The organism is Streptomyces anulatus, assembly GCF_014650675.1.
Taxonomy (GTDB): domain Bacteria; phylum Actinomycetota; class Actinomycetes; order Streptomycetales; family Streptomycetaceae; genus Streptomyces; species Streptomyces anulatus.
In genome coordinates this window covers 391,084-407,201 of sequence record NZ_BMVK01000003.1, presented here as the reverse complement: position 1 = coordinate 407,201, position 16,118 = coordinate 391,084, and the positions used below count along the sequence as shown (strand labels likewise).

Annotated in this window: 13 protein-coding genes; 7 read left to right on the top strand and 6 right to left on the bottom strand. The window is 68.5% G+C overall.

The window, feature by feature from the left end:
* Positions 1 to 111: 111 nt before the first annotated feature.
* The 6 genes from rsmG to rpmH all read right to left on the bottom strand — a co-directional run bounded on the left by rsmG (position 112) and on the right by rpmH (position 3,621).
* On the bottom strand, positions 112 to 828 hold the full coding sequence (gene rsmG, locus IE272_RS10265; protein WP_050359852.1) for a 16S rRNA (guanine(527)-N(7))-methyltransferase RsmG: 717 nt from the start codon (positions 826 to 828) through the stop codon (positions 112 to 114).
* Positions 829 to 937: 109 nt separating this feature from the next.
* Positions 938 to 1,453 carry a Jag family protein gene (locus IE272_RS10260; protein WP_007447383.1) on the bottom strand — a complete coding sequence of 172 codons (516 nt, stop codon included), beginning with the start codon at positions 1,451 to 1,453 and terminating at the stop codon, positions 938 to 940.
* A 14-nt stretch (positions 1,454 to 1,467) separates the two neighbouring features.
* Positions 1,468 to 2,733, bottom strand: coding sequence for a membrane protein insertase YidC (yidC, locus tag IE272_RS10255; protein ID WP_190006686.1), 1,266 nt, complete (start codon positions 2,731 to 2,733; stop codon positions 1,468 to 1,470).
* A gap of 3 nt (positions 2,734 to 2,736) precedes the next feature.
* Positions 2,737 to 3,096, bottom strand: coding sequence for a membrane protein insertion efficiency factor YidD (gene yidD / locus IE272_RS10250; protein ID WP_006125986.1), 360 nt, complete (start codon positions 3,094 to 3,096; stop codon positions 2,737 to 2,739).
* Positions 3,093 to 3,464, bottom strand: a complete 372-nt coding sequence (gene rnpA / locus IE272_RS10245; RefSeq protein ID WP_007447378.1) for a ribonuclease P protein component — start codon at positions 3,462 to 3,464, stop codon at positions 3,093 to 3,095. Before rnpA ends, yidD begins: the two co-directional genes overlap by 4 nt.
* A 19-nt stretch (positions 3,465 to 3,483) precedes the next feature.
* Complete coding sequence (gene rpmH / locus IE272_RS10240; RefSeq protein ID WP_003967884.1) at positions 3,484 to 3,621, bottom strand: 50S ribosomal protein L34; 138 nt, start codon at positions 3,619 to 3,621, stop codon at positions 3,484 to 3,486.
* Positions 3,622 to 4,002: 381 nt separating this feature from the next.
* On the opposite strand from rpmH, the gene dnaA reads away from it, so the two are divergent.
* The 7 genes from dnaA to gyrA all read left to right on the top strand — a co-directional run bounded on the left by dnaA (position 4,003) and on the right by gyrA (position 16,085).
* Entirely contained in the window at positions 4,003 to 5,871 is a 1,869-nt protein-coding gene (gene dnaA / locus IE272_RS10235; RefSeq protein WP_190006685.1) for a chromosomal replication initiator protein DnaA, read from the top strand.
* 938 nt (positions 5,872 to 6,809) lie between these two features.
* A complete protein-coding gene (dnaN, locus tag IE272_RS10230) occupies positions 6,810 to 7,940 on the top strand; it encodes a DNA polymerase III subunit beta (RefSeq protein WP_003967886.1) in 1,131 nt (376 codons plus the stop codon).
* 161 nt (positions 7,941 to 8,101) lie between these two features.
* Positions 8,102 to 8,980 (top strand): phosphogluconate dehydrogenase (NAD(+)-dependent, decarboxylating), encoded by an 879-nt coding sequence (gnd, locus tag IE272_RS10225; protein WP_050359849.1) that lies wholly within the window; start codon positions 8,102 to 8,104, stop codon positions 8,978 to 8,980.
* Between the two features lie 76 nt (positions 8,981 to 9,056).
* Positions 9,057 to 10,187: a DNA replication/repair protein RecF gene (gene recF / locus IE272_RS10220; RefSeq protein ID WP_050359848.1), complete on the top strand. Its 1,131-nt coding sequence runs from the start codon at positions 9,057 to 9,059 to the stop codon at positions 10,185 to 10,187.
* A 188-nt stretch (positions 10,188 to 10,375) separates the two neighbouring features.
* Positions 10,376 to 10,879 carry a DciA family protein gene (locus tag IE272_RS10215; RefSeq protein ID WP_018957316.1) on the top strand — a complete coding sequence of 168 codons (504 nt, stop codon included), beginning with the start codon at positions 10,376 to 10,378 and terminating at the stop codon, positions 10,877 to 10,879.
* A 449-nt stretch (positions 10,880 to 11,328) separates the two neighbouring features.
* The gene (gene gyrB / locus IE272_RS10210) at positions 11,329 to 13,398 is read left to right on the top strand and encodes a DNA topoisomerase (ATP-hydrolyzing) subunit B (RefSeq protein ID WP_050359847.1); all 2,070 of its coding nucleotides are present in this window, start codon (positions 11,329 to 11,331) and stop codon (positions 13,396 to 13,398) included.
* Positions 13,399 to 13,445: 47 nt separating this feature from the next.
* Positions 13,446 to 16,085 carry a DNA gyrase subunit A gene (gene gyrA / locus IE272_RS10205; RefSeq protein WP_050359846.1) on the top strand — a complete coding sequence of 880 codons (2,640 nt, stop codon included), beginning with the start codon at positions 13,446 to 13,448 and terminating at the stop codon, positions 16,083 to 16,085.
* The last annotated feature ends 33 nt before the right edge of the window (positions 16,086 to 16,118 follow it).

Here is a 16,118-nt window from a genome sequence, read left to right as displayed (position 1 = left end):
CGCTACTTTCCGGTACAACCACTGCTAAGCGGCGCGAGAACCAACAGACTCCGCATACCGCCCGACCACACAGGACTCCCGGCCGGACGGTGATGCGGTCCCGTAGTGCCCTCAGCGACGCCTGCGCGTCCGCCCCGTCCGAGCGGCCTTGGCCCTCTTTGCGGCGAACCTCACACCGCCGGGGCTCTCTCCCACCACGACACGGACCACGGTGGAGAGCGGATCGACCACGCCTTCGCCGACGTGGAGCACCTCGGTCTCCAGGACACCGAGCTTGCTGAGCGCGGCCCTGGCGCCGTTGAGCTCCTCCTCGGCAGTGTCGCCCTTGAGCGCGAGCATCTCCCCGTAAGGCTTGAGCAGGGGCACGCCCCAGCCCGCCAGCCGGTCCAGCGGGGCCACCGCACGGGCGGTCACCACGTGAACGGGCTGAAGCGTCCCGAGGACCTCCTCGGCCCGGCCGCGCACGACCGTCACATGGTCCAGGCCGAGCAGTTCGACGACTTCCTGGAGGAAGTTCGTCCGCCGGAGCAGCGGCTCCAGCAGGGTGATCTTGAGATCGGGGCGCACCAGAGCCAGCGGGATGCCGGGCAGACCCGCGCCGGATCCCACATCGCAGACGGTGACGCCCTCGGGTACGACCTCGGAGAGCACCGCACAGTTCAGCAGGTGCCGCTCCCACAGCCGGGGGACCTCACGCGGCCCGATCAGGCCTCGCTTGACCCCGGCATCCGCAAGAAGCTCCGCGTACCGGACAGCCTCCGGGAAGAGCTCTCCGAACACCGCCTGCGCCTCCGCAGGTGCCTGGGGGAGCTCTGCTGCCTCCGTCACGGGGACCGTCCTTCCATACCGCACTAGCGCACTGTGGGTGGCTGACTATCAGGCTGACAAAGATCGGCCCCGCCTGCGAACAGACGGGGCCGACAGTACAAGGATCCGGTCAGGCCGGGAGTACGACGACGAAGCGCTGCGGCTCCTCGCCCTCCGACTCGCTCCGGAGACCGGCCGCGGCGATCGCGTCGTGCACGACCTTGCGCTCGAACGGCGTCATCGGGTCCAGCTTCACCGGCTCGCCCGAGCTCTTGACCTCGTCCGCGGCCTTGGCGCCCAGCGCCGCGAGGATCTCGCGCTTCTGGGCCCGGAAGCCACCGATGTCCAGCATCAGGCGGCTGCGGTCGCCCGTTTCCCGGTGGACGGCCAGCCGCGTCAGCTCCTGGAGCGCCTCCAGGACCTCACCGTCGCGGCCCACGAGCTTCTGGAGGTCGCGTGCCGATTCGCTGATGATCGACACCGCGGCCCGGTCCGCCTCGACGTCCATGTCGATGTCGCCGTCGAGGTCGGCGATGTCGAGCAGTCCCTCGAGGTAGTCGGCCGCGATCTCGCCCTCCTGCTCCAGGCGGGTCAGGGTGTCGCTGCCGGCCTCAGCGGCGGCCGTGGAAGTGGTGCCTTCCGTCACGGATGGACTCCTTCTTACTTCTTGGACGGGTGCTTGGGCCGCTGCGGGCCCTTGCGCTGTCCGGACTTGGCTTGGCGTGAGGAGCCGGAGGCGGGCTTGCCCGCCGACTTCGGCTTGTCGTCCTGCGGTGCGTCCTGCTTCTCGAGCGAGGTCTTGGAGCCGGTGTCCGAGGACTCCGTCTCCTTGGCTCCACCGGCCGTGGCACCGGTCGTCTGGCGCTTCGCCTTAGTCTGGCGCTTGGGCTGCTGGCGCTTGTGCGTCTGGCTGCCCTCGGCGTCGGCGACGGCGGTCTCGCTCTTCTGCACCGTGCCGTCCTCCTGGGCCGCGAGACCCAGCTTGCCGAGGCCGGTGATGAACTTGCGCTCGATGTCGTTGCGGTCGGGACCCTTGGCGACGATGGCCTTGACGGTGTTGCGCCGGGTGCGGCCGCGCACCTGCTCGTGGGCGGTCACGCTCTTGAGGACCCGCTGGAGGTAGGCGTCCTGCGCCTTGCTGCCCGGCGTCGGGTTCTGGTTGATCACGTACATCTGCTGACCCATGGTCCAGACGTTCGTGGTCAGCCAGTAGACGAGGACACCGACGGGGAAGTTGATGCCCATCACGGCGAAGATGACCGGGAAGATGTACATCAGCATCTTCTGCTGCTGCATGTACGGGGTCTTCACCGTCAGGTCGACGTTCTTCGTCATCAGCTGGCGCTGGGTGAAGAACTGCGACGCCGACATCAGCACGATCATGATCGCGGTGACGATCCGGACGTCCATCAGAGAAGCGTCGAGCGAGGTGACCTTCTCGACACTGTCCGTGAACTTCGCGGCGAGCGGGGCGCCGAAAATGTGCGCCTGACGCGCGCTGTCCAGCAGGTCCTGGTTGATCGCCCCGATCTTCTTGCCCGAGGCGATGGACGACAGCACGTGATACAGGGCGAAGAAGAACGGGGACTGCGCCAGGATGGGAAGGCACGAGGAGAGCGGGTTGGTGCCCGTCTCCTTGTACAGCTTCATCATCTCTTCGGACTGACGCTGCTTGTCGTTCTTGTAGCGCTCCTGGATCGCCTTCATCTTCGGCTGGAGCACCTGCATATTGCGGGTCGACTTGATCTGCTTCACGAAGAGCGGGATCAGGCAGATCCGGATCAGCACCACCAGGGACACGATCGACAGGCCCCAGGCCCAGCCGGAGTCGTCGCCGAAGAGCGCCCCGTAGACCTTGTGGAACTGAACGATGACCCATGAGACGGGTGTGGTGATAAAGCTGAACAGACTGGCAATCGTGTCCACTAATCAGGCTCCTTGAGCATTGGGCGAGGTCTCTGCGGCCGGGCTCGGAGGTTCGGAGACCGACCCCCCGGACGGCACATCAGCGGCGGACTCCCCGCCCTTTTCGCCGCGCAGGGCGTTACGCAGCAGCTCGTGCCACCGCGGACGCTTGCGTGGCGGGACATGATCCACACCGCCGGGTGACCACGGATTGCACCGCAGGATGCGCCAGGCCGTCAGCGCTGTTCCCTTGATGGCACCGTGCCTGTCGATCGACGTATATCCATAGTGGGAACACGACGGGTAGTAGCGGCAGACAGGCCCGAGGAGTGGACTGATCGTCCACTGGTACAGCTTGATGAGAGCAAGCAGCGGGTACTTCATCGCGCGCCCCCTCCCAGCAGCCGCTGAAGGGCGGCGTCCAGGTCTCGGGCCAGCTGTGCATGGTCGGCGTCGCCCGCACCGGGCAGCGCCCGTACGACAACAAGGCTACCGGGGGGCAGCTGAGCCAGCCGGTCGCGGACCAGGTGGCGAAGCTTCCGCTTCACCGCGGTACGGACGACTGCGCCCCCCACGGCCTTGCTGACAACGAAACCCGCACGCGGCGGGGGAACAGTCTCCCCCGTCACGTGCGGGTCCGTATCACCGCTGCGTAGATGGACGACGAGCAGTGGACGTCCGGCTCGACGTCCTCGTCGTACCGCGGTCGCGAAGTCCTCGCGCCGCCTCAGCCGATTCTCGGTAGGCAGCACGTCATGGACCTGTTAGCGATCAGGCGGACAGGCTGCTGCGGCCCTTGCCACGGCGGTTCGCGAGAATCGCACGGCCGGCACGGGTACGCATGCGCAGCCGGAAGCCATGGGTCTTGGCGCGACGACGGTTGTTCGGCTGGAAGGTGCGCTTGCTCACTCGGGGGCTCCAGAAATGATTCGTGTGTTGGCGGGACATCGCCTGGCTGTCACCGTGCGCCCACGAGGAACTCGCGTAAACGCCTTAGTGCACCGCTTCACAATCACAGATCGTGATCTTTGCCCATCGGAGGCAGGCGGCAGCAGCCATCGACAACTCGACCTGGTCACGGTACGCGCGGCTACGCCATCCGGTCAAACCGGCTGTGCGTGACCCCTCATTGTGCACAGCCTGTGGACAACAACTTGAACCACGCGGGTCGGCCTGACTACCGTGGCTGAACTCCGGTTCTTTTCCTTCCCGACTGCCGGGCCTCACCCGACCCGACCCATCCCGTCCCGAGAACCACACATTCGTGGGACATGCGAGAGAGCGTGCCTTGTGGCTGACGTACCTGCCGATCTTGCCGCAGTGTGGCCGCGAGTGCTGGAACAACTCCTCGGGGAGGGTCAGCAGGGCATCGAGCCGAAGGACAAGCAGTGGATCGAGCGCTGCCAGCCCCTGGCACTCGTCGCCGACACCGCACTGCTGGCCGTCCCCAATGAATGGGGCAAGCGCGTCCTGGAGGGCCGGCTCGCGCCGCTCATCAGCGAGACCCTGACCCGCGAGTGCGGCCGCCCCATCCGGATCGCGATCACCGTCGACGACTCCGCGGGCGAACCGCCCTCCCCGCCGGCGCCCCCGATGCACCAGTCGCATCAGAGCCAGCAGGGCCACCGCTACCCGGCGCAGCAGCGTGACGACGCTCCGCGGGGCGACGCGTACGACGGTTACGGTCACCGGCCCTCCGACGACGGGATGCCGACGGCCCGGCCGGCCTACCCCGACTACCAGCAGCAGCGCCCGGAGCCCGGCGCCTGGCCGCGCACCCAGGAGGACCTCTCCTGGCAGCAGCCGAGGCACGGCGGCTACCAGGACCGCGAGCAGCCCTCCGGCGAGCCGTACCGCGAGAGCGAGTCGTACCGGGAGCGTGAGAACGAGCAGTACCGGGAGCAGGCCCCGGAGCAGTGGCGCGAGCCGTACGGCACCGGGCGCCCCCAGCAGCCGCAGCACGACTACCGGTCGGGGCCTCCCGAGCACCAGGGGTACGAGCAGCAGCGCCCCGACCGCCAGGACCAGGGGCCCCGCCAGGGCGGCCACGGTCCCGGCCGGACCGGTGGTTCGGTCCCCGGCCCGATGGGCGCCCAGCCGGCTCCCGCGCCGGGTCCCGGTGAGCCGCACGCCCGGCTGAACCCGAAGTACCTCTTCGACACCTTCGTCATCGGGGCGTCCAACCGGTTCGCGCACGCCGCGGCGGTCGCCGTCGCCGAGGCGCCCGCGAAGGCGTACAACCCCCTCTTCATCTACGGGGAGTCGGGGCTCGGCAAGACCCACCTGCTGCACGCCATCGGGCACTACGCGCGGAGCCTCTACCCGGGGACCCGGGTGCGGTACGTGAGCTCGGAGGAGTTCACCAACGAGTTCATCAACTCGATCCGCGACGGCAAGGGCGACACCTTCCGCAAGCGCTACCGCGACGTGGACATCCTGCTGGTCGACGACATCCAGTTCCTGGCGAGCAAGGAGTCGACGCAGGAGGAGTTCTTCCACACCTTCAATACGCTGCACAACGCGAACAAGCAGATCGTGCTCTCCTCGGACCGGCCGCCCAAGCAGCTGGTGACGCTGGAGGACCGGCTGCGCAACCGCTTCGAGTGGGGTCTGACGACCGACGTCCAGCCGCCCGAGCTGGAGACCCGGATCGCGATCCTCAGGAAGAAGGCGGTGCAGGAGCAGCTCAACGCCCCGCCGGAGGTCCTGGAGTTCATCGCCTCGCGGATCTCGCGCAACATCCGTGAGCTGGAGGGCGCCCTGATCCGGGTGACCGCCTTCGCCTCCCTGAACCGGCAGCCGGTGGACCTCGGGCTGACCGAGATCGTTCTGAAGGACCTGATCCCGGGCGGCGAGGAGTCGGCGCCGGAGATCACCGCGCCGGCCATCATGGCGGCGACCGCGGACTACTTCGGCCTCACCGTGGACGACCTCTGCGGATCCTCGCGCAGCCGGGTCCTGGTGACGGCGCGCCAGATCGCCATGTATCTGTGCCGCGAGCTGACCGACCTCTCGCTGCCGAAGATCGGTGCGCAGTTCGGCGGCCGCGACCATACGACGGTGATGCACGCGGACCGGAAGATCCGGGCGCTGATGGCGGAGCGCCGCTCCATCTACAACCAGGTCACCGAGTTGACCAACCGCATCAAGAACGGCTGACGCCTGCTCCAGGGCTTCTCCCTGAGCGCCTGTCACGGACCTCCACCGGTCCGAGGCAGGCGCTTTTTTCGCGTTTCCAGGCCCGCAGCGGACCGTCCAGGGCCTCGCAGCGGGCTGTCCAGAGCCTCCAGCGGGCTGTCCGAAGCCCGCGGCGAGCGCCCCGCCGGACCCGCGCTGTTCGAATACGGGCTGCTCAGAGGCCCTTCTCCACAGATCCGGGAGAAATCTTCCGTCCACAGCCTGGGGACTGGGAAGTTGTCCATATTGCGTCCACAGGGCGCGCTGCCGATACTCCATCAGGCCAGGTCACGTGGCTGGGGATTTGTGGTCAACCTTCATCCACAGCCTGTGGACAGAATTTTCGTCCACAGGGGGCCGTCGATGTTGTCCACCGGCGGCCCACAGGCTGAGTCGTGTTGTCCCCAGCTTCTCCACACCCCTGTCCACTGTTCGGCAACGCAACACACGCTCTCACCGCCCGGAGTGAAAGGCGTCACACCAAGGTGGTCGGTTGGGCTGTGGGGAACGTGGGTAAAGCTGGGGACAGGCCTGGGGAGAAGTGGCCCCCTCCTGTGCATCGGGTGTGCAGAACTTTCGCCCGTCCACAGAAAGCCCCGGTTGTCCACGGGCGCCACCCACAGGACCGGTGGACAAAAAACAGTCGCTGACCTGCGCAAACGACGTTATCCACGGTATCCACAAGGCCTACTACTACTACCACCCAGAGTTAGCCAGGAATCAGCTTCGAAGTGGGGCCTGTGTACAACTCGACCGTCGACCGCCGCGAAGCTCTTGGCCCGACTTGACCCCGAGCAGCAACGACTGTCGGTGCCGTACGTCAGACTGGACCCCGGAGCCTCCCCAGCCCTCGGCAGGGAGCTCCGGTCCAGACGACGAAGGCCAGCAGGGCGAGCGAGCAACAGCAGGAGGCGGTTCCGGTGAAGATCCGGGTGGAGCGCGATGTACTCGCGGAGGCGGTGGCCTGGGTGGCCCGCAGCCTCCCGGCCCGTCCGCCGGCGCCCGTTCTCGCGGGCCTTCTGCTGAAGGCCGAGGACGGAGCTCTCAGCTTCTCCAGCTTCGACTACGAGGTCTCCGCCAGGGTCTCCGTGGACGCGGAGATCGACGAGGACGGCACGGTGCTCGTCTCCGGCCGGCTGCTCGCCGACATCTGCCGCGCCCTGCCCAACCGCCCGGTGGAGATCTCCACCGACGGTGTGCGGGCCACGGTCGTCTGCGGCTCCTCCCGCTTCACCCTCCACACACTGCCTGTGGAGGAGTACCCCGCGCTGCCGCAGATGCCGACCGCCACGGGCACCGTCCCCGGTGAGGTCTTCGCCTCGGCAGCCGCCCAGGTCGCCATCGCCGCCGGCCGTGACGACACCCTGCCGGTGCTCACCGGTGTGCGGATCGAGATCGAGGGCGACACGGTCACCCTCGCCTCCACCGACCGCTACCGCTTCGCGGTCCGCGAGTTCCTGTGGAAGCCGGAGAACGCCGACGCGTCGGCGGTCGCCCTGGTGCCCGCCAAGACCCTCCTGGACACCGCCAAGGCACTCACCAGTGGCGACACGGTCACCCTGGCGCTCTCCGGCTCCGGCGCGGGCGAGGGTCTGATCGGCTTCGAGGGCGCCGGACGCCGTACGACCACCCGGCTGCTCGAGGGCGACCTGCCGAAGTACCGCACGCTCTTCCCGACCGAGTTCAACTCCGTCGCGGTGATCGAGACGGCTCCCTTCGTCGAGGCCGTCAAGCGTGTGGCCCTGGTCGCCGAGCGCAACACCCCCGTACGGCTCAGCTTCGAGCAGGGCGTCCTCATCCTGGAAGCCGGTTCCAGTGACGACGCACAGGCTGTGGAGCGCGTCGACGCGGTGCTGGAGGGCGACGACATCTCGATCGCCTTCAACCCGACGTTCCTGCTGGACGGTCTGAGCGCGATCGACTCCCCGGTCGCCCAGCTCTCGTTCACCACGTCCACGAAGCCCGCCCTGCTCAGCGGCCGCCCGGCCGTCGACGCCGAGGCGGACGACGCGTACAAGTACCTGATCATGCCGGTCCGCCTCTCCGGCTGATCCCGGCATCCCCCGGCCGACCGGGGGACGTATCCGCGGCAGTTTCCGGCGGGCCCGCTCGGCGCGGAGCGGGCCCGCCGTGCTGTCCCCCGCCGGGCGTAGGCTCGGTCCTGGGCGCAAAGGCCCCGACGCTTATCGCCACGACGCTTAAGGAATCTCTGATGGAGCTCGGTCTCGTCGGCCTCGGCAAGATGGGCGGCAACATGCGCGAGCGCATCCGCCGCGCAGGCCACACCGTCATCGGTTACGACCGCAACCCGGATGTCGCCGATGTCCACAGTCTCGAAGAGCTTGTGGGCAAGCTGAAGGGCCCGCGGGTCATCTGGGTCATGGTCCCGGCCGGTGCCGCGACCCAGTCCACGATCGACGAGCTCGCCGAGCTGCTCTCGCCCGGCGACATCGTCGTCGACGGCGGGAACTCGCGGTGGACCGACGACGAGAAGCACGCCGTCGAGCTGGGCATCAAGGACATCGGCTTCGTCGACTGCGGCGTCTCCGGGGGCGTCTGGGGCCTGGAGAACGGCTACGCCCTGATGTACGGCGGCACCGAGGAGAACGTGGCGAGGGTCCAGCCGATCTTCGACGCGCTGAAGCCCGAGGGTGACTTCGGCTCCGTGCACGCGGGCAAGGTCGGCGCCGGCCACTTCGCGAAGATGGTCCACAACGGCATCGAGTACGCCATGATGCAGGCCTACGCCGAGGGCTGGGAGCTGCTGGAGAAGGTCGACTCCGTCACCGACGTGCGCGAGGTCTTCCGCTCCTGGCAGGAGGGCACGGTCATCCGTTCCTGGCTGCTCGACCTCGCGGTCAACGCGCTCGACGACGACGAGCACCTGGACAAGCTCCGAGGCTTCGCCGCCGACTCGGGCGAGGGCCGCTGGACGGTGGAGGCCGCGATCGACAACGCGGTGCCGCTGCCCGCGATCACGGCGTCGCTGTTCGCGCGGTTCGCCTCGCGCCAGGACGACTCGCCGCAGATGAAGATGATCGCCGCGCTGCGCAACCAGTTCGGCGGGCACGCGGTCGAGAACAAGAAGTAGCCCGCGGCGGGAAACGCGGCAGCACACGCACCACGGCACGACACAGCGGAACAGAAAGGCCGGGAGGTCGGCGCACATGCATGTCACCCATCTCTCGCTGGCCGACTTCCGCTCGTACGCCCGGGTCGAGGTCCCTCTCGACCCGGGCGTCACCGCGTTCGTGGGGCCCAACGGGCAGGGCAAGACCAACCTCGTCGAGGCCGTCGGCTATCTCGCCACCCTCGGCAGCCACCGGGTCTCCTCGGACGCCCCGCTGGTGCGGATGGGCGCGGAGCGGGCGGTGATCCGCGCGGCGGTCACCCAGGGCGAGCGTTCGCAGCTGATCGAGCTGGAGCTGAACCCGGGCCGTGCCAACCGGGCCCGAATCAACAGGTCCTCGCAGGTCCGACCGCGTGACGTGCTCGGCATCGTACGGACCGTGCTGTTCGCGCCGGAGGATCTGGCCCTGGTCAAGGGCGACCCCGGTGAGCGGCGGCGGTTCCTGGACGAGCTGATCACGGCGCGTTCGCCGCGGATGGCCGGGGTCCGCTCCGACTACGAGCGGGTGCTCAAGCAGCGCAACACCCTGCTGAAGTCCGCGGCGATGGCGCGGCGGCACGGCGGCCGCTCGATGGATCTGTCCACGCTCGACGTCTGGGACCAGCACCTGGGCCGGGTGGGCGCCGAGCTGCTCGCGCAGCGCCTCGACCTGATCGCCACGCTCCAGCCGCTGGCCGACAAGGCGTACGGGGACGTCGCGCCGGGCGGCGGTCCGGTGACGCTGGAGTACCGCAGCTCGGTCGGCGACGACGTGGGCCCCGAGCGCACCCGCGACGAGCTGTACGAGCAGCTGATCGCGGCGCTGGAGGGGGTCCGCAAGCAGGAGATCGAGCGGGGCGTGACCCTCGTCGGCCCGCACCGCGACGATCTGTTGCTCGGTCTGCGGTCCATGCCGGCGAAGGGGTACGCGAGTCACGGCGAGTCCTGGAGCTACGCGCTGGCGCTGCGGCTGGCCAGTTACGAGCTGTTGCGCTCCGAGGGCAACGAGCCGGTGCTGGTGCTGGACGACGTCTTCGCCGAGCTGGACGCCCGCCGCCGTGAGCGGCTGGCGGAGCTGGTGGCTCCGGGCGAGCAGGTGCTCGTGACGGCCGCGGTGGCGGAGGACGTTCCGGGTGTGCTGGCGGGGGCGCGGTACGCGGTGACCGCGGGCGAGGTGGAGCGCGTATGACCGGCCGGGGCGAGAGCGGGGCGGGCCGACGGGGATCGCCTTCCCGTGCGAACGGTACGGGCGCGGCTCGCGCGAAGGGCGCGGGCCGGGCCGGTGGGCCGGGAGAGGCGTTGCCGGATCCGGCCGCATCCTCGGCTTCCTCCGGGACGTCCTCAGGGGCGCCTTCCGGGGCGTCGAAGCCGCCCGAGGTGACCGGGGTCGATCTCGCGCGGGTCGCGTTGCGGGCGGCGAAGGAGCAGGCCAGGGCGCGGGGTGCGGCGGCGCAGCAGAAGAAGCAGGCGCGTCGGGGCGGCGGGCTGCGCTCGGGCGCCCGGTCGGACGGCCGGGATCCGCAGCCGCTGGGCTCCGCGATCAACCGGCTGATCACCGAGCGGGGCTGGGAGACGCCCGCGGCGGTCGGCGGGGTGATGGGGCGGTGGCCGCAGATCGTCGGCGACGATCTGGCGAACCACTGCGTGCCCCTGCGGTACGACGACGATCCGGACGCCCGGGTCCTGACCGTGAGCTGTGACTCGACGGCGTGGGCGACGCAGCTGCGGCTGCTGGCTCCGCAGCTGGTGGCCCGGCTGAACGCGGATCTGGGGCAGGGCACCGTACGGATGATCAAGGTGGTCGGGCCGGGAGGCCCGGAGCGCCGCTTCGGGCCGTTGCGGGCGCCCGGCAGCAAGGGTCCGGGCGACACCTACGGGTGAGGGATCGGGCCGCCGGCCGGAGGCGGCCGGGCCGGCGTGGGCCCGCGGTCCGGTTCTCCGCACCTCCCGCCGCTTCCGTACGGATCACCGCTCACCGCGCTGAGCTGCACTTTCGGCGTAAAATTGTCGTGTACCGGGCGGGCTTGTGGGTGGGTTCGTCAGGGTTCGCGCGGGAGGAAACCGGGCGGTACGGCCGGAGCGTCCCTCACCGTAGCGAGAGGTTGACAGGCCGAAGCGCTCAAAGCCCGTCAGGGCCTCTTGGAGCCCCTTCCCGAATATGGGGAGTCGTCAGCCGCTCATTCAGGGCGGCACATGCGTACTCAGGTACCGGCAAACCCCCATTCATGTCAGTGCTACCGGTAGACTGGTGAGTAATCCCGCCGCTGAGGCGGGAGTCGTCGATACAAGCCGAACGACGCAGCCGCTCCCGCCTGTCCGGAGAACGGCCTGTGCTGTGCCAGAAAGGGCGCTTCGTGGCCGATTCCGGCAACCCCAACGAGAACATTCCGTCCACAGCCGGTGAGCACGGCGAGGTCGCCGCCTCGTACGACGCCAGCGCGATCACCGTGCTGGAAGGGCTGGACGCGGTCCGCAAGCGACCTGGCATGTACATCGGCTCGACCGGTGAGCGCGGCCTGCACCACCTCGTGCAGGAAGTCGTCGACAACTCGGTCGACGAGGCGATGGCGGGCCACGCGGACACCATCGACGTCACGATCCTCCCCGACGGCGGGGTCCGTGTGATCGACAACGGCCGGGGCATCCCGGTCGGCATCGTGCCGTCCGAAGGAAAGCCGGCCGTCGAGGTCGTGCTGACCGTCCTGCACGCGGGCGGCAAGTTCGGCGGCGGCGGCTACGCCGTCTCCGGCGGTCTGCACGGCGTCGGCGTCTCCGTCGTCAACGCCCTGTCCACCCGGGTCGCCGTCGAGGTCAAGACCGACGGCCACCGCTGGACCCAGGACTACAAGCTCGGCGTCCCGACCGCCCCGCTGGCCCAGCACGAGGCCACCGAGGAGACCGGCACTACGGTCACCTTCTGGGCCGACGGGGACATCTTCGAGACCACCGAGTACAGCTTCGAGACCCTCTCGCGCCGCTTCCAGGAGATGGCGTTCCTCAACAAGGGCCTCACCCTCAAGCTCACCGACGAGCGGGAGTCGGCGAAGGCGACGGCGGGCGCGGACAGCGCTGACGCGGTCGAGCCCGCCGAGGAGGAGGCCGCCCGCTCGGTCACGTACCACTACGAAAACGGCATCGTCGATTTCGTGAAGTACCTCAACTCCCGCAAGGGCGACGTCATTCACCAGTCGGTGATCGACATCGAGGCCGAGGACAAGGACCGTCTCCTCTCGGCCGAGATCGCCATGCAGTGGAACACGCAGTACACCGAAGGCGTCTACTCCTTCGCCAACGCGATCCACACGCACGAGGGCGGTACGCACGAGGAGGGCTTCCGTGCGGCGCTGACCTCGCTGGTCAACCGGTACGCGCGCGACAAGAAGCTGCTCCGCGAGAAGGACGACAACCTCACCGGCGAGGACGTCCGCGAGGGCCTCACCGCGATCATCTCGGTGAAGCTGGGCGAGCCGCAGTTCGAGGGCCAGACGAAGACCAAGCTGGGCAACACGGAGGCCAAGACCTTCGTGCAGAAGGTCGTCCACGAGCAGCTGACGGACTGGTTCGACCGGAACCCCAACGAGGCCGCCGACATCATCCGCAAGGGCATCGCCGCCTCGACCGCCCGTGTGGCGGCCCGCAAGGCGCGCGACCTGACGCGGCGCAAGGGGCTCCTGGAGAGCGCCTCGCTGCCGGGCAAGCTCAGCGACTGCCAGTCGAACGACCCCACCAAGTGCGAGATCTTCATCGTCGAGGGTGACTCCGCCGGTGGTTCCGCGAAGTCCGGCCGCAACCCGATGTACCAGGCGATCCTGCCCATCCGCGGCAAGATCCTGAACGTCGAGAAGGCCCGGATCGACAAGATCCTCCAGAACACCGAGGTCCAGGCGCTGATCTCGGCGTTCGGCACCGGCGTCCACGAGGACTTCGACATCGAGAAGCTCCGCTATCACAAGATCATTCTGATGGCGGACGCCGACGTCGACGGTCAGCACATCAACACCCTGCTGCTGACCTTCCTCTTCCGCTTCATGCGGCCGCTGGTGGAGGCGGGGCACGTCTACCTCTCGCGCCCGCCGCTCTACAAGATCAAGTGGGGCCGGGACGACTTCGAGTACGCGTACTCGGACCGGGAGCGCGACGCCCTGGTGGCGCTCGGCAAGCAGAACGGCAAGCGGATCAAGGAAGACTCGATCCAGCGCTTCAAGGGTCTCGGCGAGATGAACGCCGAAGAGCTGCGCGTCACGACCATGGACGTCGACCACCGGGTCCTCGGCCAGGTCACGCTGGACGACGCGGCGCAGGCCGACGACCTGTTCTCGGTGCTCATGGGTGAGGACGTCGAGGCGCGGCGCTCGTTCATCCAGCGCAATGCCAAGGACGTCCGCTTCCTCGACATCTGAGTCGGCCGTACCAGCGACGCCGCAGCTCGAAAGGACTTTGACCAGCAATGGCCGACGAGAACACCCCTGTGACACCTGAACCCGTGATGCCCGAGGCGGAGACCGTCTCCGGTGTGGGCATGCGTGTCGAGCCCGTCGGGCTCGAGACGGAGATGCAGCGCTCCTATCTCGACTACGCGATGTCCGTCATCGTCTCGCGTGCGCTGCCCGACGTACGGGACGGCCTCAAGCCCGTCCACCGCCGGGTGCTGTACGCGATGTACGACGGCGGGTACCGCCCCGAGAAGGGCTTCTACAAGTGCGCCCGCGTCGTCGGCGACGTCATGGGCACCTACCACCCGCACGGCGACTCCTCCATCTACGACGCCCTGGTGCGCCTCGCGCAGCACTGGTCGATGCGCATGCCGCTGGTGGACTCCAACGGCAACTTCGGTTCCCCGGGCAACGACCCGGCCGCCGCCATGCGGTACACCGAGTGCAAGATGATGCCGCTGTCCATGGAGATGGTCCGGGACATCGACGAGGAGACCGTCGACTTCCAGGACAACTACGACGGCCGCAACCAGGAGCCGACGGTCCTGCCGGCGCGCTTCCCGAACCTGCTGGTCAACGGCTCCGCGGGCATCGCGGTCGGCATGGCGACCAACATCCCGCCGCACAACCTCCGCGAGGTCGCCGCGGGCGCCCAGTGGTACCTGGAGCACCCCGAGGCCTCGCACGAGGAGCTGCTGGACGCGCTGATCGAGCGCATCAAGGGCCCCGACTTCCCCACCGGCGCGCTGGTCGTGGGCCGCAAGGGCATCGAGGAGGCGTACCGCACCGGGCGCGGCTCCATCACCATGCGCGCGGTCGTCGCGGTCGAGGAGATCCAGGGCCGCCAGTGCCTGGTCGTCACGGAGCTTCCGTACCAGACCAACCCCGACAACCTCGCGCAGAAGATCGCCGACCTGGTCAAGGACGGCAAGGTCGGCGGGATCGCGGACGTCCGCGACGAGACCTCCTCGCGTACGGGTCAGCGCCTGGTCGTCGTCCTCAAGCGGGACGCGGTCGCCAAGGTCGTCCTGAACAACCTGTACAAGCACACCGACCTCCAGACGAACTTCGGCGCGAACATGCTGGCGCTCGTCGACGGAGTGCCGCGCACGCTGTCGATCGACGCGTTCATCCGTCACTGGGTGACGCACCAGATCGAGGTCATCGTCCGGCGGACGAAGTTCCGGCTGCGCAAGGCGGAGGAGCGGGCGCACATCCTGCGCGGCCTCCTCAAGGCCCTGAACGCCATCGACGAGGTCATCGCCCTCATCCGGCGTTCCAACACCGTGGACATCGCGCGCGAGGGCCTGATGGGCCTGCTGGAGATCGACGAGCTCCAGGCGAACGCGATCCTGGAGATGCAGCTGCGCCGGCTGGCCGCGCTGGAGCACCAGAAGATCACCGCCGAGCACGACGAGCTCCAGGCGAAGATCAACGAGTACAACGAGATCCTGGCCTCGCCCGCCAAGCAGCGCACCATCGTCAGCGAGGAACTGGCGGCGATCGTCGACAAGTTCGGCGACGACCGGCGCTCCGCGCTGGTGCCCTTCGACGGTGACATGTCCATCGAGGACCTGATCGCCGAGGAGGACATCGTCGTCACGATCTCCCGCAGCGGTTATGTGAAGCGCACGAAGACGGACGACTACCGCTCGCAGAAGCGCGGCGGCAAGGGCGTGCGCGGGACGAAGCTGCGGGAAGACGACATCGTCGACCACTTCTTCGTCTCGACGACGCACCACTGGCTGCTGTTCTTCACGAACAAGGGCCGGGTCTACCGGGCCAAGGCGTACGAGCTCCCGGACGCCGGCCGGGACGCGCGCGGCCAGCACGTCGCCAACCTGCTGGCCTTCCAGCCGGACGAGAAGATCGCCCAGATCCTCGCGATCCGCGACTACGAGGCCGTGCCGTACCTGATCCTGGCGACGAAGGGCGGTCTGGTGAAGAAGACCGCGCTCAAGGACTACGACTCGCCGCGCTCGGGCGGTGTCATCGCGATCAACCTCCGCGAGATGCCGGACGGCGGTGACGACGAGCTGATCGGCGCCGAGCTGGTGTCGGCCGAGGACGATCTGCTGCTCATCAGCAAGAAGGCGCAGTCGATCCGGTTCACCGCGACGGACGACGCGCTGCGCCCGATGGGCCGTGCCACCTCGGGCGTCAAGGGGATGAGTTTCCGCGAGGGCGACGAACTGCTCTCGATGAATGTCGTCCGGCCCGGTACGTTCGTGTTCACCGCTACCGACGGCGGGTACGCGAAGCGGACTCCCGTCGACGAGTACCGCGTCCAGGGCCGCGGCGGCCTCGGCATCAAGGCCGCCAAGATCGTGGAGGACCGCGGATCGCTCGTCGGGGCGCTGGTGGTCGAGGAGACCGACGAGATTCTCGCCATCACGCTCGGCGGCGGTGTGATTCGTACGCGAGTCAATGAAGTCAGGGAGACGGGCCGTGACACCATGGGCGTCCAACTGATCAATCTGGGCAAGCGCGACGCCGTCGTCGGTATCGCGCGCAACGCCGAGGCCGGTCGTGAGGCGGAAGAGGTCGATGGGGCCGATGACGTCGATGGCGAGATGGCCGAGGTTCACGCCGAGGGCGTGACAGAGGGCACTGTCGAGGGCACGGAGCCTTCGACCGGGGAGCACGAGGAGTAGAGCGTGAGTGGAGCCACGGGCGCCGGTTCGGCC